This is a genomic window from Streptomyces sp. NPDC002888 (assembly GCF_042888465.1).
GTDB lineage: Bacteria > Actinomycetota > Actinomycetes > Streptomycetales > Streptomycetaceae > Streptomyces.
On sequence record NZ_JBIAPU010000031.1, the window covers coordinates 133,230 to 153,401 of the forward strand.

Genomic DNA, 20,172 nt, shown 5'->3' on the forward strand with positions numbered 1-20,172 from the left:
TCCTTTGCTGAGGTCAGATGCCGAGCCGGGTGGCGAGCAGCTCCCGGTGGTACGACGGTGTGCCGAGCAGCACCTCGGAGCTCTTGGCCCGCTTGAAGTACAGATGTGCGGGGTGTTCCCAGGTGAAGCCGATCCCGCCGTGGACCTGGATGGCATCGCAGGCGACCTTGGTGAACGCCTCGGAGCAGAACGCCTGGGCGAGGGCCGCCGCGACGGCGATCTCCGTGTCGTCCCCGGCGTCCAGCGCCCACAGTCCGGCGTAGGCGGCCGAGCGGGCGGACTCGATCTCCACCAGCATGTCGGCGCACTTGTGCTTGATCCCCTGGAACGAGCCGATGGGCCGGCCGTACTGCACGCGGATGCGTGCGTAGTCCACGGCGGCGTCCAGAGCGGCGGCCGCTCCCCCGGCCTGTTCGGCGGCGAGCAGGACGGAGGCGGTGGCGAGGGTGCGTTCGAGGGCGGGCCAGGCCGTGCCCTCGGTACCGAGCAGACGGGCGGGGGTGTCCGTGAACTCCACCCTTGCCTGTTTCCGGGTCTGGTCGAGGGTGGGGAGGGGCGTGCGGACCAGGCCCGGTGCGTCGGCGTCGACCGCGAGGAGGCTGATGCCGGAGGGGGTACGGGCGGCGACCAGGAGCAGGTCGGCGAGGTGTCCGTCGGGGACGTAGGTCTTCGCGCCGGTCAGCCGCCAACCGCCGCCCTGCTCGTGGGCGGCGAGCCGAATGCCAGGGGCGTCCCAGCGGCCGCTGTCCTCGGTGAGCGCCAGCGTGGCCACCGTCTCGCCGGACGCGATGCCCGGCAGGAGGTCACGTCGGGCCTGTTCGTCGTCGCAGCGCAGCAGGGCCTCGGCGGCCAGGGCGACGGTGGCGAGGTACGGGCCGCACAGCAGGGCGCGGCCCGCCTCCTCGAAGACGATGCCGAGGTCGACGTAGCCGAAGCCGGAGCCGCCGTACTCCTCCGGTACGGCGAGGGCCTGGAGGCCGAGTTCGCCGGCCATGCGGTGCCAGACGACGGGGTCGTGGCCGCGCGGGTCGGCGGCGAGGCGGCGTACGTCCGTCTCGCCGGAGTGCTTGGCGAGGAACGACCGTACGACCTTGCGCAGTTCGTCCTGTTCCTCGCTGAAGGTGAGATCCATGCCGAGCTTCCCGTCCTCGGTGCGGGCGGGCTGCCGCCCGCTTGCCGCTCGCCGCTCGATACAGTTAGATAATTATAGTATCCGCACTGAATACACCAGGAGCGCGACGTGCCCGATCTCTACGCCCCGTTCACGAGCCTGACCTTCGAGCGGCCCGCGCCCGGCGTGCTCCGTATCGTGCTCGACGCACCGAACCTCAATGCCGTGGACCCTCGGATGCACGGTGAGCTGGCGGACGTCTGGCCCGTCGTGGACCGGGACGAGCAGACCCGTGCGGTGCTGGTCCAGGGGGCGGGCCGGGCGTTCTCGGCGGGCGGGACCTTCGACTCCATCGAGGCCATGACCGAGGACTACGCGGTGCGCGCCCGGGTGATGCGCGAGGCGCGGGACATGGTCTACGGAGTGCTCAACTGCTCCAAGCCGGTCGTCTCCGCGATCCACGGCCCGGCGGTCGGTGCAGGGCTCGTCATCGGCATGCTCGCGGACATCTCGATCGCGGCCCGTACGGCGAAGATCGTCGACGGGCACACCCGCCTCGGTGTCGCGGCCGGCGACCACGCGGCCATCTGCTGGCCGCTGCTGTGCGGCATGGCCAAGGCCAAGTACTACCTGCTGACCTGCGAGACGCTCACCGGTGAGGAGGCCGAGCGGATCGGGCTGGTGTCGAAGTGCGTGGACGACGCGGACGTGCACACCGAGGCGCTGCGCGTGGCGACCGCCCTGGCCGCCGGGCCCGCCAGCGCCGTCAGCTGGACCAAACGGTCCCTCAACCACTGGTACCGCACCGCGCAGCCGATCTTCGAGGCCTCGCTCGGGCTGGAGTTCTTCGGGTTCGCCGGTCACGAGGTCACCGAAGGCCTGGCCGCCCACCGCGACAAGCGAGCCCCGGACTTCGAGGGCGTGGGCGACAAGCACCCGCTCGATCTGTGACGGGTCCCGTACGGAAAAGGAAGACACCATGACGACGGAAGAACGCATCATCGAAGTGCCGCCGCTGGTACGGGGGTTGACCTACGAGGAGATGCCGGTCGGGCAGGTCTTCCGGACGGCCCGCCGCACCGTCACCGAGACCGACCTGGTCAACTTCATCACCTGGGGCGGCTTCAACGAACCGCTCTTCTGGGACGCCTCGCACGCGGCGGACGGCGGCTACACCGGCCGGCTCGTGCCGGGCGCGCTGACGTACTGCATCGCCGAAGGGCTCGTGCTCCAGACGAACGTGCTGCACGGCACCGGCCTCGCCTTCCTGCACATGGAGCTGACCGTGCGGGGGCCGGTGTACGTCGGCGACACGCTGTACGCCGTCGTGGAGACCACCGGCTCCCGCCCGTCCAGCAAGCCCGGCCGGGGGGTGGTGACGAGCCGGATCACCGTACGCAACCAGCGGGACGAGGACGTGCTCGTCTACACGCCGGTGCGGCTGATCCGGGGCCGGGACTACGTGGCCGAGACGCGCTGAGTCCGCGCGGCGGCCGGCACCAGGGTCAGTCCGGCCGCGCGACCCTCGCCGGGCACGACGGCGAACGCTCCCCCGTTCACCCAGTCCGACGGGATCGGGGGGCGCGGCGGGGGCTCGTGGTCGGGGACGGCCATCGCGTACAGCTGGGTGTAGCGGAACTTCGCCTCCAGGTTGTCGAGCACCGACCAGTACTCGTAGCCGCAGACGTCCACCCCGGCCGTGACGAGGCGGGCCAGCCAGGTGAGCCTGGCGCGCAGGAGAGCCCGGCGTCGGGCGTCGTCGCTGTGTCCGGTCTCGTCGACCAGGTCCAGGTCGCCCATGCCGTTGTCGATCACGGACAGCGGCGGCAGCAGGTCTCCGTACAGGTCGTGGAGGCCGGCGACGGCGTCGGCGAGCCCTTCGGGGACGATGGGCCAGCCGTACGCCGTCGTCTCCACGTCGTCGAAGGGGACGATCGCGAAGCCGAGGCCCACGAGGAGGCGGTTGACCTCGTTGAGGGTGCCGAGACACTTGGTGGCCGGCAGCGCGCGCGGCAGGTTCTCGGGGGCGGTGACGCGGAACGGGGTGTGCCAGGACAGGCCCAGCAGGTCCTGCGGGGTGGCGATGACCTCCAGGTCGCCCGGGTGGACGCAGCCGGTGTCCGCCACCGGCGCGACGTCCTCCTCGGTCACCATGTGCTCACCGAGCAGCAGCGGGTCCAGGAAGAGACGGTTGGTCCAGCTCTCCAGGCGCTCCAGGGCGAGTTTGTCGAAGGGGTCGTCGGTGGCCGCGTAGCCGCCGACGAGGGTGACCGTCGTGCCGATCCGGCCCTGCGCGCCGGCGGCCCTGAGGGCGTGGGTGGCGAGCCCGTTGGCGAGCAGGATGTGGTGGACCGCGGGCAGCCCGGCCCGGCCGACGCCCCGGCCCGGTGAGTACATTCCGGCCACATGGTCGGCGAGCGTGGGACCGGCGAGGTCGGTGGAGGTGATCCAGCGCTCCACCCGGTCGCCGAAGCGGCGGCCCAGCTCGGCGGCGTACTCGGCGAAGTGCTCGGCGGTGTCGCGGGCGAGCCAGCCGCCGGCGGCGTCCAGCCAGGGGGGAAGCGAGCGGTCGAGCAGCGTGAGGCTCGGCCGCGTCCCGCGCGCGAGCAGGGAGTCGAGCGCGCGGTCGCAGCGGTCCAGGGCCTCGCGGTCCCAGCTCCCGGGGCCCTCGGGCTGGAGCCGTGGCCAGCCCGCGACCATGCGGTGGGAGTCCGGGGCAACGCCGACCAGCTGCCGGATGTCCTCGGTCCACTCCCGGAAGTGTCCGCCGCGCTCCGGCGGGGGCGGCGGCGGGGCCGCCATGGTGTCGGCGGTGGCGACTCCCCAGTCGACACCGCGCAGGGATACGTGCAGGAAACCATCACTCATGGTTACCGTCCAGGCGGTGAATGGTTTAGCGCATTCAACTGAATGCCCGCCGACCGGACGCTAACACCTCGAGCAGACGACGACAATGTTTCGGCCAGATGTCCCCCGCTACGCCCCGAGAGGGCGAAACTCCTCCTCCTGCCACCAGGGGTAGACGGCCGGCATGTCCTTGCTGACCCGGCCCGGAAACGCGGGCGGTCGTTTGGCGAGGAACGACTCGACACCCTCCACCGGGTCCGGGCCGCCTCCGATCTGGCTCATGATCCGCGAGTCGAGCCGGTGCGCGGCCATGGGGTGCGGCTCGCCGAGCATCCGCCACATCATCTGGCGTGACAGGGCGACCGAGACCGCCGAGGTGTTGTCGGCGATCTCCCGGGCGAGTGCGTACGCCGCCGGCAGCAGCTCCTCCGGCGGGTGCACGGAGCGGACCAGGCCGGCCGCGAGAGCCTCGTCGGCGCCGAAGACGCGGCCGGTCGTCACCCACTCCATGGCACGCTGCATGCCCACGGCCCGCGGCAGGAACCAGCTCGCCGCCGACTCCGGGACGATGCCGCGGCGCGCGAAGACGAAGCCGAACTTCGCCGAGGTCGAGGCCAGCCGGATGTCCATGGGCAGGGTCATGCTGGCCCCGACGCCCGCCGCCGGGCCGTTGATCGCCGCGATCACCGGCTTGGTGCTGGAGAAGATCCGCAGTGCGACCCGGCCGCCGGTGTCCCGGTGCCAGGCGCCCGCCTTTCGGTGGTCGAAGGACGAGCCACCGGAGCTGACGTCGGCGCCCGCGCAGAAGCCGCGCCCCGCACCGGTCACCACGATCACACGGACGTCGTCGTCCGCGTCGGCCGTGTCCAGGACGTCGAGCAGGTCGCTCATCATCTGCGGCCCGAAGGCGTTGAGCTTCTCCGGACGGTTGAGGGTGACGGTGAGGATCCGGTCCGCCACCTCCGTGCGCACGGTCTCATACATGGGGGCACCCTCCGTCACTTCGCGGATCCGGTTCGAGCCGGTTCCCAGCCAGCTTAATTAGTTATACCATTCAACTCTACTTACTCATTCTGTTTCACGCGGCGGTGGAGATGACGGATCTGGTGGTGACGGCCGTCGGGCCGGTCCGGCTGGTCGAGCTGAACCGGCCGGAGCAGCTGAACGCGATGAGCGAGGAGCTGCACTCCGGCCTCGCCTCGGTGTGGGACGAGCTCGCCACCGACCCGGGGGCACAGGTGATCGTGCTCACCGGGCGCGGCCGCGCGTTCAGCGCCGGGGGCAACTTCGACATCATGACCCGGGTCCAGCGCGACCGCGCCTTCCGGGAGCGGAACGTCGAGGAGGCCCGGCGCATCATCACCGGCATGGTCCGCTGCCCACTGCCGGTGATCGCGGCGGTCAACGGACCCGCCGTCGGCCTCGGCTGCAGCCTGGCCCTGCTCAGCGACCTCGTCCTGATCGCCGACGACGCCTACGTCGCCGATCCGCACGTCCAGGTCGGGCTCGTCGCGGGCGACGGAGGCGCACTGGTCCTGCCGCTGCTCGTCGGTCTGACCCGCGCGAAGGAGCTGCTGTTCCTCGGCGAACGGGTGAACGCCGAGGACGCTGTCCGGCTGGGCCTCGCCAACCGTGCCGTGCCCAAGGACAAGCTCCTGGACGAGGCCATGGACCTGGCCGGCCGGCTGGCCGCCCTGCCCACGCAGGCGCTGCGCGAGACGAAGCGGGCGGTGAACCTGCACCTCGAACAGGCCATGGCCCAGGTCCTGGAGCCGGCCCTGCTCGCCGAGCGGGACAGCATGCACGCACCGGACCACATCGCCGTGGTGGAGAAGATCATCGCGTCCCGTGGCCGTCGCCGAGCCGGTGAGGAGGGCTGAACCATGGACTTCGCTTTCAGCGACGAGCAGGAGGAACTGCGGCGCACCGTAAGGGCGTTCCTGGCGGACACCTCGCCCGAGACCGAGGTGCGGCGCCTGATGGAGACCCCGGAGGGCTTCGACCGTGCGGTGTGGCGCCGCATGGGAACGGAACTCGGCCTCCAGGGGCTGGCCGTCCCCGAGGAGTACGGCGGCGCCGGGTGCGGGCCGGTCGAAGTGGGCGTCGTCATGGAGGAGATGGGCCGGGCTCTGCTGTGCGCGCCGTTCCTGTCCTCGGCCGTACTGGCGACGACCACGCTGCTGCGCTGCGCCGACGAGGACGCCCGTGAGCGCCTGTTGCCGGGGCTGGCCTCCGGCGAACTCGTCGCGACCCTGGCCCTGACCGAGGACTCCGCCCGCTGGGATGCGCCGGGAGTTCAGCTCAGCGCCCGTGCAGCCACGGGTGGTTGGGTGCTGACCGGACACAAGATGTTCGTCCTCGACGGGGCCGCCGCCGATGTCGTCCTCACCGTGGCCCGTACCGATGACGGCATCGGGATCTTCTGGGTGGACGGCGACGCCCCCGGCCTCACCCGTGAGCCGCTGCCCACGATGGACCCGACCCGGCGGCAGGCGCGCCTGCACTACGTCGGCGTTCGGGCGACTCGGCTGCGTACGCACGGCGACGGATGGGACCTCGTGTCCGGGGTGCTCGACCGTGCCGCGGTGACGCTGGCCGCCGAGCAGGCCGGGGTGGCCTCCCGGACGCTCGACATGGCGGTGGAGTACGCCAAGGTGAGGCACCAGTTCGGGCGGCCCATCGGCTCCTTCCAGGCCGTGAAGCATCTTCTGGCCGACGTCCTGCTGGAGGTGGAGTCGGCGCGTGCCGCCGCCCACTACGCACTGCTCGCGGCCGAGAACGAGGACCCGGAGCTGCCCGCCGTGGCGAGCCTGGCCAAGGCGTTCTGCTCCGACGCCTGCCTGCGGGCGACGGCGGAGAACATCCAGGTGCACGGCGGCATCGGCTTCACCTGGGAGCACCCGGCCCACCTGTATCTGAAGCGGGCCAAGACGTCACAGCTGCTGTTCGGGGATCCTGCGTACCACCGGGAACTGCTCGCACGGCGCATCGGAATGGAAGCAGTCGGAGGAGCGGCATGAAGGTCGACGGCAAGCTGAACGTGTGGAGCACCGCCGAGGTCGTCGAGGAGGCCAGACACCACGAGAAGGCCGGCTACGACGGCCTGTGGGCGTCGGAGTCCAAGCACGACCCGTTCCTGCCCCTGCTGCTCGCGGCCGAGCACACCGACCGCCTCGAGGTCGGCACCGCCATCGCGGTCGCCTTCGCCCGCTCCCCCATGCAACTCGCCTACACGGCCCACGATTTGCAGGCCTACTCCGGCGGCCGCCTCTCACTCGGCCTCGGCAGTCAGATCAAGCCGCACATCGAGCGGCGCTTCTCGATGCCGTGGAGCCGGCCCGCGGCCCGCATGCGGGAGTACGTGAGCGTGCTGCGGGCCGTCTGGGCCGCCTGGAACGAGGGCGAGAAGCTCGACTTCCGCGGCGACTTCTACACGCACACGTTGATGTCCCCGTTCTTCTCTCCCCCGCCCGCGCCCGGTGGCGCGCCCAAGGTGTTCGTGGCCGCGGTCGGCGAGGCGATGACCAGGGTGGCGGGCGAGGTCGCCGACGGTCTCCTGGCGCACGGCTTCACCACCGAGCGGTACCTGCGTGAGGTGACCCTGCCGACGGTACGGGCGGGCCTCGACCAGTCGGGCCGCACGCGCGGCGACTTCTCCGTCTCCCATCTGCTGCTGACCGCGACCGGGCGCACCGAGGAGGAGATGGCCCGCGCGGTGGACGGCACCCGCCGCCAGATCGCCTTCTACGGCAGCACGCCCGCCTACCGCGGCGTCCTGGAGCTGCACGGCTGGGGCGAGCTCGGCGACGAGCTCAACTCCCTGTCGAAGTCGGCACGCGAGGACAAGTGGGAGGCGATGGGAGGGCTCGTCGACGACGATGTCCTGCACACCTTCGCCGTCGTGGCGGAGCCGGACCAGGTCGCGGGCGAGATCCGGCGCCGATATGGGTCACTGGTCGACCGCGTTTCCTTCTACACCGCGTACGAGATCGACGCCGAGGTGTGGGAGCCGATCGTGCGGGAGCTGCGCGACAGCTGACCGGTCAGCCGAGCAGGTCCAGGACAGTCGTCATGGACCTGTTCTGCAGCAGATAGTCCTCGGCCTCCTGGAGGTGGACGCGCCACAGCTCCTCGGCGGCCTCGGCGCGGCCGGCGGCCACCAGGTCGACGAGCGCACCGTGGGCGCGGAAGCCCCTGCGGTTGGCCCGGATGTTCTCGGGGGTTCCGGCGTCGAGGTCGACGTGGGACCAGTTCGCCTGGTCGATGATGTGCCGGACCATGCCGTTGAGGACGCTCAGCGTCTCGTTGCCCGCGAGTTCGACGACGAGGGCGTGGAACTCCATGTGGGCGCGGATGAAGGCCGACGGGTCGTCCATGAGCCGCTCTGCCTCGGCGACGGCGGCCCGCAGCCGCTGAAGGTCCTCGTCCGTGCGCCGCTCGGCCAGCAGACCGGCGCACGGCGCCTCGATGACCGTACGGGCGTCGTAGACGTCCTTGAGGGTCGTGCCCCGGTACTCAAGGACCACCCCCGCGTAGCGGGCGGCCACCGTGCCCTCCGGGACCTGCACGCGTGCGCCGCCGCGGGCACCCCGGCGCACGCTGATCAGGGACTCGGACTCCAGCACCCGGAACGCCTCGCGCAGCGTCGGCCGCGAGACGGCGAACTCGGCCATCAGGGCCGTCTCCGCCGGCAGCGCCTCCCCTTCCGTCAGCTCCCCGCGCACGATCTTGCGGCGCAGCTGCGCCGCCACCAGCTCGGCCATCTTGGGGACCCGTACCGGCGTGTTCGCCATGGCGCCCACCTCCGCCCTCAGTCGCTCGTGTCCGGTACGAAGTACGGCAGGGTGATCTCGTCGGTGAAGGGCCGGAAGTCGACCCGTACGCGCATGCCGATGACGACGTCGTCCGGATCGCCTGCGTCGACGTGGGTGAGCAGGGTCGCGCCGTCGTCGAGGTCCACCACGGCGAGCGCGAAGGGTGTGTCGAAGCCCGGGCCGGGTGCGCGGTGGACGACGGTCACCGCGTAGACGGTCCCCCGGCCCGCGCTGGGCGCGTACCGCCAGTCCCGCCCCATGCACCCGGGGCAGGCGGGCTCGGGGACGAAGAAGCGCAGGCCGCAGCCCGGGCACTGCGGCACGACCAGCTCGCCGCGCCGGGCCGCGTCCCAGAACGGCCGGGACAGCGGGGTGGGCACGGGCACGGGGCGGCTCATCGCATCCTCCCCAGCACGCTCATCTCGTAGTGCTGCGCCCCGGATCCGGCGTTGCCGACGACCGCCAGCTCCGCGCCCTCGACCTGGTGCACGGCCGTTCCCCGCAACTGCCGTACCGCCTCGACGACTTTGAGCGTCATCTGCTGTGTCCCGTTCCAGGAGTACGACAGACAGCCGCCGTCGGGATTGACGGGATGCTTGCCGCCGACGGCGATGGCGCCACTGGCGGCCAGCGGTCCGCCCTCCCCTTCCCCGCACAGCCCGAGGGCCTCCAACTGGCGGATGACCTCGAAGGAGTTGGGGTCGTAGAGGGAGAAGACGTCCACATCGTGCGGGCCGGCGCCCGCCATGGCGTAGGCGCGGGTGGCGGCGTCCCGTCCGAGTTGCCCGACCTCCCGGTACAGGGCGGGGTTGGCGTATGCGGCCTGGTGGTACTCCATGCCGCCGCCGAGTACGGCGACCGGTGGGTGCGGCAGGTGGCGGGCCCGTTCGGCGGTGGTCACCACGAGGGCCGCGCCGCCCTCGCCGACGATGCAGCAGTCCAGCAGGTGGAAAGGCGTGGCCACCATGCGGGAGGCGAGCACGTCGTCGGCGGTGTACGGGCCGCGGCCGTACATCATCGCCTCCGGGTTGGTCGTGCCGTTGTTGCGGATCGTGGCGGCGACCTCCGCGAGCTGGCGGGAGGTCGTCCCGTACTCGTGCATGTGCCGGGCCGCCACCAGCGCGAACTGGGCGACGACATAGCTGCCCCACACGTCGGCGAACTCCAGCGGCACACCGGCCCCGACGGGACCCGCCCCGCGCGAGACCAGCTTGCAGCCGCCGACCACGACGGTGTCCGCGAACCCGGCGCGGATCGCCGCCGCGGCCTTCAGCAGTCCCCGCGAGCCGGCGTTGTCGAGCATGGAGTCACTGGTCCAGCGCAGGTCCCGGCCGAGCATCCGGGCCCAGGAGCTGCCCTCGCCCGGGACGCCTCCCGGGCCCGGCCAGTCGACCTGGGCGCCGTCGACGTCCGCCGGGGTCAGCCCGGCGTCCTCGACGGCGCCGCGCACCGCTTCGAGGGCGAGGTCCATCGCGTCGCGGTGCGGGAGGGACAGGGCCTGCTCGGTGGCGTACACACCGACGACCACGGGCAGGCGGCCGTTCACGGCGTCACCGTCCCGCGCCGAGTGTGTCGCCGCCCGGATAGCCGCCACCGCCGAAGCTTGCGTCGAGCGCCTCGTAGTCCTTGGCGAAGTCCTTGGTGCGCGGCAGCGCCTCGACGAACTCCACCGTCTTCGGCTTCTTGTACGAGGCGATCCGCGCCCGGCAGTGCTCGATGACATCCTCGGCCGTGACCGGCCCGGCGCCCGCCCGGAGCACGACGACGGCCTTGACGTCCTGCGCCCAGCGCTCGTTGGGCACGCCGATCACGGCGGCCTCCTTGACGGCGGGGTGCGACTCGATGCAATTCTCCACCTCGGCCGGGAAGATGTTCTCGGCCGCCGACTTGAGCATGCGGGTCGTCGTGCCGAGGAAGCTGATCGTGCCGTCGGGCTCGCGGCGTCCGAGGTCGGTGGTGTGCCACCAGCCGAAGCGGAAGCGCTCCTCGTTGATCTCGGGCCGGTTCCAGTAGCCGAGGTGCACGAGGTCGCCGCGGACGCAGATCTCGCCCGCCTCGCCGACCGCGCATTCCTCGCCGGTGCCGTCGAGGACGCGTACGGCGGTGAAGGGCCCCGGCCGTCCCGCGTTGCCGGCGCCCGTGCCGCCGTAGGCGCCGGTGACGGCGAAGCCGGTGACCTCGGTCTGTCCGTAGCCGCGGCCCTCGCCGCCGCCGTTGCGGGTGAAGCGGCTCTCGTCGGTGGGGACGGTGCCCTGCCACAGCGGGGCGGCCACACTCGCCCTGAGCCGGGACAGGTCGTGGCCCGCCTCGCGGTTCAGCTCGACGAGCTGCGCGATGGTCGGCGGCATCAGGTACGCGTGGGTGCACTGTTCGCCCGCCAGGAGTGGCAGCAGTTCCTCGGCGACCACGCGGCGGACGACGACGTTCTTGCCGCCGTGCACGAAGGCCGGGACGCCCCAGAACTGGTAGTTGCCGATGTGGAACATCGGTCCGGCACCCAGGAAGGCGGTCTCCCGGCCGATGTCGCCCATCCAGGCGGCGCTCGCGCCCATCGTGAGCAGGTTGCGGTGCGAGAGCATCGAGCCGGACTGCCGGCCTGAGATCGCCGCGGTGTAGATGACCAGGAGCGCCGAGTCCGGGTCGACGTCGACGGCCGGGTCCTCGGCGGAACCGGAGGCCAGGAAGGACTCGTAGGAATCCGGGCCCTCGGTGTCGTGCCGGAGCCACAACGCGTGGTGGTCGCTGCCCAGTTCGGCCCGTGCCTTGCCGACCGTGTCGCCGATCTCCTCGTCCTGCCAGACGACGACACGGGGGTCGAAGTCCTCGACGGCGAAGGCCATTTCGGGGGCGGCCCAGCGCCAGTAGCCAGGACAGACCATGGCGCCGATCTTCGCGGCGGCTCCTAGCAGCTCCCAGATCCGGAAGGAGTTCTGGCCCAGCCACAGGATGCGGTCGCCCGGCCCGACCCCGGCGTCCGTGAGGGCGTGGGCGAGTCGGTTGGTGCGCTCGTCCAACTGCGGCCAGGTGAGCCGGACGTCGCCGTCGACGAGGGCGATGCCGTCGGGGTACGACCTGCGGTGCTCACGGATGATGTCGCCGAACGTCAGGCGGCGGGCGCGATGCATGCTGTTGGCTCCCAAGGCTTCGAAGGTCGAATGTCAGACGCGGCCGACGCCTACGCCCTTGACGTTGATGAACTCGTCCAGTCCGGCCTTGCCGCCCTCCCGGCCGAACCCACTGATGCCCACTCCACCGAACGGTGTGGCGGGCGAAGTGATCGGGTTCGGGCCGGGGTTGACGTAGACCGTCCCGGCCTTCAGGCGCGGCACCAGGCGGTTGACGCGTGCGATGTCGCGGCTCTGGATGTAGGCGGACAGGCCGTACTCGGTGTCGTTGGCGAGGGCGACGGCCTGGTCCTCCGTGTCGAACGGGGTGATGGCCAGGACGGGCCCGAAGATCTCCTGCCGGGCGAGGTCACTGCGGTTGTCGACGTCCGCGAAGACGGTCGGGGCGACGAAGTAGCCGTCGGATGCGATGCGTTCGCCGCCGAACACGAGTCGGCCCGCGCCGCCCTCGACCGCTTTGTCGATCACGCCCTGGACACGGTCGCGGGCGGCTTCGTTGATGAGGGGACCGATGTACGTCGTGGGGTCGAGCGGGTCGCCGACGGGCAGGTGGGCGACCACTCCGGCGACGCGCGCGACGACCTCTTCGTAGATCGGGCGCTCGACGAGCAGGCGGGTGGGCAGTGCGCAGCCCTGGCCCGTGTTGCTCATGGCGAAGGCGGCGCAGTACGGCACGACGGTGTCCAGGTCGGTGTCGGCGAAGAGCAGGTTGGCGGACTTGCCGCCCAGTTCGAACACGACGGGCTTGAGGCTCAGTGCCGCGTCGGCCATGATGCGGCGCGCGGTGGCGGGCCCGCCGGTGAAGGAGATCTTGTCCACGCCGGGGTGCGTCACCAGGGCCGATCCCGCGTCGCCGAGCCCTGTGACGACGTTGACGACGCCCTCGGGGATGCCGGCCTCGTGGGCCAGGTCGGCGAAGAGCAGCGCGGAGAACGGCGTGGACTCGGCCGGTTTGATGACGACGGTGTTGCCGGCGGCGAGCGAGGGCGGGACCTTCATCGCCAGCGACAGGGCGGGCGAGTTCCAGGTGATGATGTGGCCGACGACGCCGTACGGCTCGGCGAGGGTGTACTCGACGTTCTCGTGCGGGCTGTAGGCCGCGCCGACCATGCCCTCGATCTTGTCCGCCCAGCCGGCGTAGTACTCGGTCCACTCGGCGACGTGCGGTCCGACGTTCTCCGCCCAGCCGCCGACGCAGACACCGTTCTCCAGCGGGCAGATGGCCGCGAAGTCGGGAATGTGGTCGCGGAGCAGCCCGGCGAAGCGGGTGAGCAGTCGGCGGCGCTCGGCGGGGCGCATGGTTCCCCACACCTCGAAGGCCTGCCGGGCGGCGGTCACGGCGCGGTCCACCTCGATGGCGCCGGCCAGCGGGATGCGTGCCTGGACCAGGCCGGTGGCCGGGTTGCGGTGCTCGTAGAGGCCGCCGCTCGTGTCGGTGACGTCCTTGCCGCCGATGACCAGCCGTGGCTGCGGCAGATCGTGTTCGGCTCTGTCCTGGTGCAGCTTCACGTCGACCGTGACCACGGATGCCTCCTAGAGCCGCGTCCCACATCTAGGTTAAATAGCTAACCTATTTATCCAAGGCAGTCAATGAGTTCACCCGCGCGTCACAGTCCCAGCGACCGGCCGACGATCTCCTGCATGATCTCCGAGGTCCCGCCGAAGACGCGCTGCACCCGGCTGTCACGCCAGATGCGCGCGATCTCGTACTCGTTGACGTAGCCGTAGCCGCCGAAGAGCTGCATACAGCGGTCGATGACCTCCCACGCGGTCTCCGAGGTCCAGTACTTGGCCGCTGCGGCCTCCTCGGCGGTCAGCTCGCCCTCGACGAGGGCCATGATGCAGCCGTCGACGTAGACCCGGGCGGCACTCAGGCGGGCCTTGATGTCGGCCAGCGCGAACCTGTTGGCCTGGAACTCCCCGATGGGTTGGCCGAACGCCGTGCGCGTCCTGGCGTACTCCAGGGCCAGCTCGAAGGCCCGCTCGGCCGCCGCGAGCGAGGAGACGGCGATGGCGAGGCGCTCGGTGGGGAGGTTGCCCATCATGTGGTAGAAACCGCGCCCCTCCTGCCCGATCAGGTTCTCGACGGGAACGCGAACCTCGCGGAAGAAGAGCTCGGCGGTGTCCTGGGCCTTCATCCCGACCTTGTCGAGCTTGCGTCCGCGTTCGAAGCCCTCGGTGTCGCGTTCGACGACGATCAGGCTGATGCCCCTGTGCCCGGCGTCGGGGTCGGTCTTGCAGGCGACGATGACCAGGTCGGCCAGGATGCCGTTGGTGATGAAGGTCTTGGACCCGTCGATGACCCATTCGTCGCCGTCCCGGCGGGCGGTGGTGCGGATGCCCTTGAGGTCGGACCCGGCGGCCGGCTCCGACAGGGCGAGGGCACAGATCGTCTCGCCGCTGGTCACGCCGGGCAGCCAACGGGCCTTCTGCTCCGGGGTGGTGAGGTTCGTCAGGTAGGGCGGGATGACGTCGTTCTGCAGCCCGAGCCCGATGCCGACCGAGCTCGTGGCCGCCATCTCCTCGGCCATGATCGCGTTGTAGCGGAAGTCCCGGATTCCCTGTCCGCCGTACTCCTCCGGGAACTGCCAGCCGATGAGCCCGGCCTTGCCCGCGGCCGCCCACGCGACCCGGCTCACCTGGCCGTCGCGCTCCCACTGCTCGGCGTACGGGGCGCATTCGCGCAGGTAGTAGGAGCGGGCGGTCTCCCGGAACAGCTCGTGCTCCTCGGTGAAGATCGTACGGCGCATGCTCGTCTCCCCACTCAGGCATCTCGCTTATTTAGCTGAAGTAGTTATACGATAGCGCTGTATCGAGACCTGGGCGAGGGAGGACGCGTGAGCGTACGGGACAAGGTGGCGCTCGTCACCGGGGCGGGCCGCGGGATCGGCGAGGCGATCGCCGACGCGCTGGCCGCTCATGGAGCCTCGGTCGCCGTTTGCGACGTGGACGCGGAGGCCGCCGTAAAGGTCGCGGCCGGCCTCGCCGAGCGGTACGGGGTGCGCGCAACCGGGGTCGGCGCGGACATCTCCGACGGCGCGGCCGTGCGCGCGGCCGTGGAACACGTGACCGCCGAACTCGGACCGGTGGACGTCCTGGTCAACAACGCGGCCGTCGACGTCATCGGCCGCTTCGTCGACAGCGCCGAGGAGACCTGGGACCGGATCATCGCCGTCAATCTGCGCGGCACGATCACGGTGACCCGGGCCGTGCTCGACTCGATGATCGAGCGCGGCGGCGGGCGGATCGTTCACATCGCCTCGGACGCCGGCCGGGTCGGCTCCTCCGGAGAGGTCGTGTACTCCGCGACGAAGGGCGGCGTGATCGCCTTCGGCAAGGCGCTCGCCCGCGAGGTCGCCCGGCACGGCATCACCGTGAACAGCGTCTGTCCCGGGCCGACCGACACCGCCCTGCTCGGGCAGGTCGCCGACTACAGCCAGAAGATGTACGACGCGACCGTACGGGCGATCCCGCTGCGTCGCGTCGCCCAACCCGCCGAGATCGCCGGTGTGGTGGCCTTCCTCGCGTCCGACGACGCCGCCTACGTGACCGGGCAGACGCTCTCGGTCAGCGGCGGCCTCACGATGGTCTGAGGTGAGCACCGTGCTGCGCGTCGAACTCCGGGACCGGATCGCCGTGTTGACCCTGGATCGGGCCGAGCGCCTCAACGCCGTCGGCTCCGAGACCGTGGAGCTGCTGAAACAAGCCCTCGCCGACGTACGCCACAACGACGACGTACGCGCCCTGGTCGTGGCCGGGGCGGGCCGCGCCTTCTCGGCCGGTGCAGACCTCGCTGAGATCGAGTCGTTCACGGCGCCCGGCCAGTTCCGTGCGTTCGTGGGGCGCCTGACCGAGGCGTACGCGCTCCTGGAGGACTTCCCCAAGCCCTCGGTCGCGGCCGTCCACGGGTTCGCCTTCGGCGGCGGTCTGGAGCTGGCCCTCGCCTGCGACCTGCGGGTGGCCGAGCGCGGCACCAGGCTGGGCCTGCCCGAGATGAAGCTCGGCGTGCTGCCGGGCGCGGGCGGCACACAGCGGCTGCCGCGACTGCTGCCGACGGCCATCGCCAAGCAGATGATCCTCACCGGCGAACCGATCGACGCTGCGCGGGCCTGGGAGCTGGGGCTGGTCAACGAGCTCGCCGAGCCCGGCGGCGCGCTCGCCGCCGCCGAGGCGCTGGCCGCCGCGCTGGCGGCCGGAGCTCCGCTGGCGCTCGCGGCGGGCAAGCGGCTGATCGACCACGGGCTCGGTATGGGCCTGGAGGCGGCGATCGCCTACGAGCGCGAGACCGTCTCGGTGCTGTTCTCCACCGAGGACCGGGCCGAGGGGCTGAAGGCCTTCCGGGAGCGCCGCCCCGGCGACTTCCGCGGCATGTAGCGGGCGTACCGACAGAGAGGGAGGTGGGCCGTGCGGCCACTGGAGGGCATTTCCGTCGTCGAGCTGGGCATGTGGGTGGCGGCCCCGGCCGCGGCCACGATGCTCGCGGACTGGGGCGCGGACGTGGTCAAGGTGGAGGCGCCGACCGGCGACCCCAACCGGTACACGCTCCAGCACGTCGGCCAGGACATCGACAGCGCACCCCCGTTCGAGACCGACAACCGCGGCAAGCGCGGCATCGTGCTCGACCTGCGCTCGGAGGACGGCAAGGGCGTGCTGGAGCGGCTGCTGGAGCGCGCCGATGTCTTCGTCACCAACCTCCGCCCGGGCGCGCTGGAGCGGTTGGGCCTGGCCCCGGACGAGCTTCGGGCCCGCCATCCCCGCCTGGTCGTCGGCACGCTGACGGGCTACGGCTGGACCGGCGCCGAGCGTGACCGTGCCGGGTACGACGTGTCCGCCTTCTGGGCCCGCCCCGGCATCGCCGCCATGCTCAACCCGGCCGGGGAGCCACCGCCCGGCATCCGCCCCGGCCTCGGCGACCGTACGGCTGCCTCCAACCTGGTGGCCGGCGTACTGGCCGCGCTGCTGCGCCGCGAACGCACCGGCGAGGGCGGCGTGGTGGACGTGTCGCTGCTGCGGTCCGGGACGTACGCCAACGGCAACGACCTGGCCCTGCAGAACTTCTTCGGCAGGCGCGGCCGCACCCGCCACCGCACCGAGCACGAGTCCCCGCTCTACAACTGCTACCGGGCCGCCGACGACCGCTGGTTCTGGCTGGTCGGCCTGGAGGGCAACCGGCACTGGCCCGGTGTCGTCAAGGCGCTCGGCCGCGAGGACCTGTCGGACGACGAGCGGTTCGCGACGGGCAGGGCCCGACGCGGACACGTACGCGAGCTGATCGCCGTGTTCGACGAGGAGTTCGCGCAGCGGCCGCTGGAGGAGTGGGCGGAGCGGCTCGACGCCGAAGAGGTGTGGTGGGCGCCCGTGCAGACCCTCGCGGAAGTGGCGGCCGACCCGCAGGCGGAGGCGGTGGGGGCGTTCGTCGAGCAGCCGGGCATGGGTGACGCGCCGCCGCTGCGGACGGTGGCGACGCCGGTCAGCTTCTGGGGCGTGGACGACAAGCCGCACACCGGTGCGCCGACGCTCGGCGAGCACACCGACGACGTACTCCGCGAACTCGACTGAACTCATAGATCCAGGAGGCAGGACGTGGGCATCCTCGACGACAAGGTCGCCATCGTGACCGGCGGCGGCAGAGGGCTGGGCCGGGCGCACTGCCTGGCCCTCGCCGAGGCCGGCGCGACCGTGGTGGTGAACGATCTCGGCTCGGGCGTGCACGGTGAACGGACCGGCGACTCCCCCGCCGACGACGTGGTCACCGAGATCACCAAGCTCGGCGGGCGGGCGGTCGCCAATCACGCGTCGGTGACGGACTGGGCGGCGACCGAGACCCTGGTCGCGGACACCGTCGCGGAGTTCGGGCGGCTCGACGTCGTCGTGAACAACGCGGGCATCGTGCGCGACCGCATGCTGTTCTCGATGAGCGAGGCCGAATTCGACACCGTGATCGCGGTGCACCTGAAGGGCACCTTCGCGCTCACGCGGCACGCGTGCGCGTACTGGCGTGAGGCGTCGAAGCGGGGTGAGCGCGTCGCCGGACGCGTGATCAACACGACGTCCGGGACCGGCCTGTTCGGCAACCAGGGCCAGTCCAACTACGGTGCCGCGAAAGCCGGAATCGCGGGGCTCACGGTCCTCACGGCCCTGGAGATGCGTCGGTACGGCGTCACCGCGAACGCCATCTCACCGATCGCGGCCACGCGGATGACGGACGGCCTGTCCGTCGGCGCGTCCCTCCAGGCCGTCGACGACTTCGACCCGCGCGATCCCGCCAACGCCTCCGGTGTCGTCGTCTACCTGGCCTCCGACAGCGCTGCGTGGCTGACCGGCCAGGTCCTGCGGATCGAGGGCAACCGGCTGAACCGGCTCCAGGGCTGGAGCGTCGCAGGCGTCCATCCCAGCGAGTCCGGCAAGGCGCTCACACACGAAGAACTCGTCGACGCCGTACCGCGGTTGTACGGCGTCGCACCCGCGGGCCGAGCCACGGGAGTGGGCCAGTGAAGGGCCACGACGCCGCCGCTCTCGTCCTGCGCGCGACGCTGGGCCCGATGCTCTTCGCGCACGGCTGGAACAAGGTCGCCGGGCCGGGCGGGCTCAGGGGCACGACAGGCTGGTTCGAGTCGTTGGGCCTCAAGCCCGCCGAGATACACGCCCGGATGGCCGCAGGAACCGAGATGGCGGCAGGCGTCGGCATCGCCCTGGGCGCGGCGAACCCCCTCCCCGCGGCGGCGGCCGTCGGCCTGATGGCCGTGGCCGCGCGGACCGACCACCGCGGCAAGGGTTTCTTCGTGTTCAAGGGCGGCTGGGAGTACGTCGGCGTGGTGGGCGGCGCGGCCGTGGCGCTGGCGGCGCTGGGCAACGGCAGGTACTCGCTCGACGGGCTGCTGCGCCGCCAACGCGCGGGCGTGGGTCCGGCGTTGCTCGCCGCCGGCATCGGAACGGCGAGTGCGGCGGCGCTGCTGGCGGCGTGCTACCGGCCGGAGCAGAAGCCGGACGAAACCACAACAGATCACTGAATGCAACCAGGCTTATCAGGGAGTCGACATGGACGCGGCTGACTTCAGCGCGGTGCTGTCCGAGGTCCGGCGCTTCGTCAGGGAGCGCGTCGTGCCGCTCGAGGCGGAGATCGACGAGAAGGACGAGATGCCCGCGGACATCCGCGAGGCGGCCAGGAAGATGGGCCTGTTCGGCTTCGCGCTGCCCGAGGAGTACGGCGGACTCGGCCTGTCGATGTACGAGGAAGCCCAGTTGATGTTCGAGCTGGGGTACACGACCCCGTCGCTGCGCTCGATGTTCGGGACGAACAACGGCATCGCCGGACACGTCCTGATGGTCGGCGGCACGGAGGAGCAGAAGGCGCAGTGGCTGCCGAAGATCGCCTCGGGCGAGGTCCTGGCGTCGTTCGCGCTCACCGAGCCGGACGCGGGTTCGGATCCCTCGACCCTCACCACGAAGGCGTACCGGGACGGCGACGAGTGGGTGATCAACGGCGCCAAGCGGTACATCACCAACGCCCCGCTCGCCGACGTCTTCATGGTCTTCGCCCGCACCGACCCCGACGCCCCGCGTACCCGCGGCATCTCGACGTTCCTGGTCCCGGCCGGCACTCCGGGCCTCACCGTGGCTCCCAAGGACCACAAGATGGGCCAATTCGGCGCCTGGACCGCGGACGTGTACTTCGACGACGTACGCGTACCGGACTCCGCCCTCGTCGGCGGCGAGGACGGCCTGAACCGCGGCTTCGCCACGGCGATGGGCTGTATCGCGCACGGCCGCGTGCACATCTCGTCCCTCTGCGTGGGCATGGCCGAGCGCCTGGTCGACGAGTCGGTCGAGTACGCCCGCACCCGCCGCCAGTCCGGCAGGGTGATCGGCTCCTTCCAGCTCGTCCAGGGCCTGATCGCCGACTCCATGACCGACTACTACGCCGGACGCGCCACCGTCCTGGAGGCTGCCCGCGCCTTCGACGCCGGCACCGACACCAAGATCGGCCCGTCCTGCACGAAGTACTTCGCCAGCGAGATGGTCTGGCGGGTCGCGGACCGGGCCGTGCAGATCCACGGCGGCGCGGGCTACATGCGCGGGGTCGCCGTCGAGCGCTTCTACCGCGACGCCCGGCTGTTCCGCATCTACGAGGGCACCAGCCAGATCCAGCAGGTCATCATCGCGAAGGCACTGCTGGGCGAGGTGGCGCGCGGCTGAGCAACACGGCGGGGGGGGGGGGGGGGGGGGGGGGGGGGGGGGGGGGGCGGGGGGGGGGGGGCGGGGGGCGCCGGCGCGG

At 71.4% G+C, this 20,172-nt stretch carries 20 protein-coding genes; 11 read left to right on the plus strand and 9 right to left on the minus strand.

Annotated elements, in window-relative coordinates:
* Nucleotides 1–13 precede the first annotated feature (13 nt).
* Nucleotides 14–1,132, minus strand: coding sequence for an acyl-CoA dehydrogenase family protein (locus tag ACFYWX_RS38010; protein WP_389429483.1), 1,119 nt, complete (start codon nt 1,130–1,132; stop codon nt 14–16).
* Nucleotides 1,133–1,240: 108 nt separating this feature from the next.
* Here ACFYWX_RS38010 and ACFYWX_RS38015 point away from each other — a divergent pair, with 108 nt between their 5' ends.
* Both ACFYWX_RS38015 and ACFYWX_RS38020 read left to right on the plus strand, forming a co-directional pair.
* Nucleotides 1,241–2,062, plus strand: a complete 822-nt coding sequence (locus ACFYWX_RS38015; RefSeq protein ID WP_389429485.1) for an enoyl-CoA hydratase/isomerase family protein — start codon at nt 1,241–1,243, stop codon at nt 2,060–2,062.
* 28 nt (nt 2,063–2,090) lie between these two features.
* Entirely contained in the window at nt 2,091–2,591 is a 501-nt protein-coding gene (locus tag ACFYWX_RS38020) for a MaoC family dehydratase (RefSeq protein ID WP_389429486.1), read from the plus strand.
* Here the strand turns inward: ACFYWX_RS38020 and ACFYWX_RS38025 are convergent.
* Entirely contained in the window at nt 2,570–3,979 is a 1,410-nt protein-coding gene (locus tag ACFYWX_RS38025) for a glycoside hydrolase family 1 protein (protein ID WP_389429487.1), read from the minus strand. The two genes, ACFYWX_RS38020 and ACFYWX_RS38025, sit on opposite strands and share 22 nt — an antisense overlap.
* A 108-nt stretch (nt 3,980–4,087) precedes the next feature.
* Nucleotides 4,088–4,942: a crotonase/enoyl-CoA hydratase family protein gene (locus ACFYWX_RS38030; protein ID WP_389429488.1), complete on the minus strand. Its 855-nt coding sequence runs from the start codon at nt 4,940–4,942 to the stop codon at nt 4,088–4,090.
* 110 nt (nt 4,943–5,052) lie between these two features.
* Between ACFYWX_RS38030 and ACFYWX_RS38035 the strand changes: the two genes are divergently transcribed.
* The 3 genes from ACFYWX_RS38035 to ACFYWX_RS38045 are packed head-to-tail and all read left to right on the plus strand — an operon-like array spanning nt 5,053 to nt 7,997.
* Complete coding sequence (locus ACFYWX_RS38035) at nt 5,053–5,838, plus strand: enoyl-CoA hydratase/isomerase family protein (RefSeq protein WP_389429490.1); 786 nt, start codon at nt 5,053–5,055, stop codon at nt 5,836–5,838.
* Nucleotides 5,839–5,841: 3 nt separating this feature from the next.
* On the plus strand, nt 5,842–6,978 hold the full coding sequence (locus tag ACFYWX_RS38040) for an acyl-CoA dehydrogenase family protein (RefSeq protein ID WP_389429491.1): 1,137 nt from the start codon (nt 5,842–5,844) through the stop codon (nt 6,976–6,978).
* Complete coding sequence (locus ACFYWX_RS38045; RefSeq protein ID WP_389429493.1) at nt 6,975–7,997, plus strand: LLM class F420-dependent oxidoreductase; 1,023 nt, start codon at nt 6,975–6,977, stop codon at nt 7,995–7,997. Before ACFYWX_RS38040 ends, ACFYWX_RS38045 begins: the two co-directional genes overlap by 4 nt.
* Before the next feature lie 4 nt (nt 7,998–8,001).
* Here ACFYWX_RS38045 and ACFYWX_RS38050 read toward each other — a convergent pair whose 3' ends face one another.
* The 6 genes from ACFYWX_RS38050 to ACFYWX_RS38075 all read right to left on the minus strand — a co-directional run bounded on the left by ACFYWX_RS38050 (nt 8,002) and on the right by ACFYWX_RS38075 (nt 14,647).
* A complete protein-coding gene (locus ACFYWX_RS38050) occupies nt 8,002–8,751 on the minus strand; it encodes a FadR/GntR family transcriptional regulator (RefSeq protein WP_389429495.1) in 750 nt (249 codons plus the stop codon).
* Between the two features lie 17 nt (nt 8,752–8,768).
* Nucleotides 8,769–9,170 (minus strand): Zn-ribbon domain-containing OB-fold protein, encoded by a 402-nt coding sequence (locus ACFYWX_RS38055; RefSeq protein ID WP_389429496.1) that lies wholly within the window; start codon nt 9,168–9,170, stop codon nt 8,769–8,771.
* Nucleotides 9,167–10,318 carry a thiolase family protein gene (locus ACFYWX_RS38060; protein ID WP_389429497.1) on the minus strand — a complete coding sequence of 384 codons (1,152 nt, stop codon included), beginning with the start codon at nt 10,316–10,318 and terminating at the stop codon, nt 9,167–9,169. Before ACFYWX_RS38060 ends, ACFYWX_RS38055 begins: the two co-directional genes overlap by 4 nt.
* A 4-nt stretch (nt 10,319–10,322) precedes the next feature.
* Complete coding sequence (locus ACFYWX_RS38065) at nt 10,323–11,897, minus strand: AMP-binding protein (RefSeq protein WP_389429498.1); 1,575 nt, start codon at nt 11,895–11,897, stop codon at nt 10,323–10,325.
* A gap of 33 nt (nt 11,898–11,930) precedes the next feature.
* Entirely contained in the window at nt 11,931–13,421 is a 1,491-nt protein-coding gene (locus ACFYWX_RS38070; protein WP_389429500.1) for an aldehyde dehydrogenase family protein, read from the minus strand.
* A gap of 83 nt (nt 13,422–13,504) precedes the next feature.
* A complete protein-coding gene (locus ACFYWX_RS38075; protein ID WP_389429501.1) occupies nt 13,505–14,647 on the minus strand; it encodes an acyl-CoA dehydrogenase family protein in 1,143 nt (380 codons plus the stop codon).
* A gap of 87 nt (nt 14,648–14,734) precedes the next feature.
* Here ACFYWX_RS38075 and ACFYWX_RS38080 point away from each other — a divergent pair, with 87 nt between their 5' ends.
* From ACFYWX_RS38080 to ACFYWX_RS38105, 6 genes are read left to right on the plus strand one after another with little or no spacing between them, the layout of a single operon-like run.
* Nucleotides 14,735–15,490 (plus strand): SDR family NAD(P)-dependent oxidoreductase, encoded by a 756-nt coding sequence (locus tag ACFYWX_RS38080; protein WP_389429503.1) that lies wholly within the window; start codon nt 14,735–14,737, stop codon nt 15,488–15,490.
* A gap of 1 nt (nt 15,491) precedes the next feature.
* Entirely contained in the window at nt 15,492–16,271 is a 780-nt protein-coding gene (locus ACFYWX_RS38085; protein WP_389429505.1) for an enoyl-CoA hydratase/isomerase family protein, read from the plus strand.
* 30 nt (nt 16,272–16,301) lie between these two features.
* Nucleotides 16,302–17,456, plus strand: a complete 1,155-nt coding sequence (locus ACFYWX_RS38090; protein WP_389429507.1) for a CaiB/BaiF CoA transferase family protein — start codon at nt 16,302–16,304, stop codon at nt 17,454–17,456.
* 24 nt (nt 17,457–17,480) lie between these two features.
* Complete coding sequence (locus ACFYWX_RS38095) at nt 17,481–18,392, plus strand: SDR family NAD(P)-dependent oxidoreductase (RefSeq protein WP_389429509.1); 912 nt, start codon at nt 17,481–17,483, stop codon at nt 18,390–18,392.
* A complete protein-coding gene (locus ACFYWX_RS38100; protein WP_389429510.1) occupies nt 18,389–18,907 on the plus strand; it encodes a DoxX family protein in 519 nt (172 codons plus the stop codon). Before ACFYWX_RS38095 ends, ACFYWX_RS38100 begins: the two co-directional genes overlap by 4 nt.
* 28 nt (nt 18,908–18,935) lie before the next feature.
* Entirely contained in the window at nt 18,936–20,093 is a 1,158-nt protein-coding gene (locus tag ACFYWX_RS38105; protein WP_389429511.1) for an acyl-CoA dehydrogenase family protein, read from the plus strand.
* Nucleotides 20,094–20,172 lie beyond the last annotated feature (79 nt).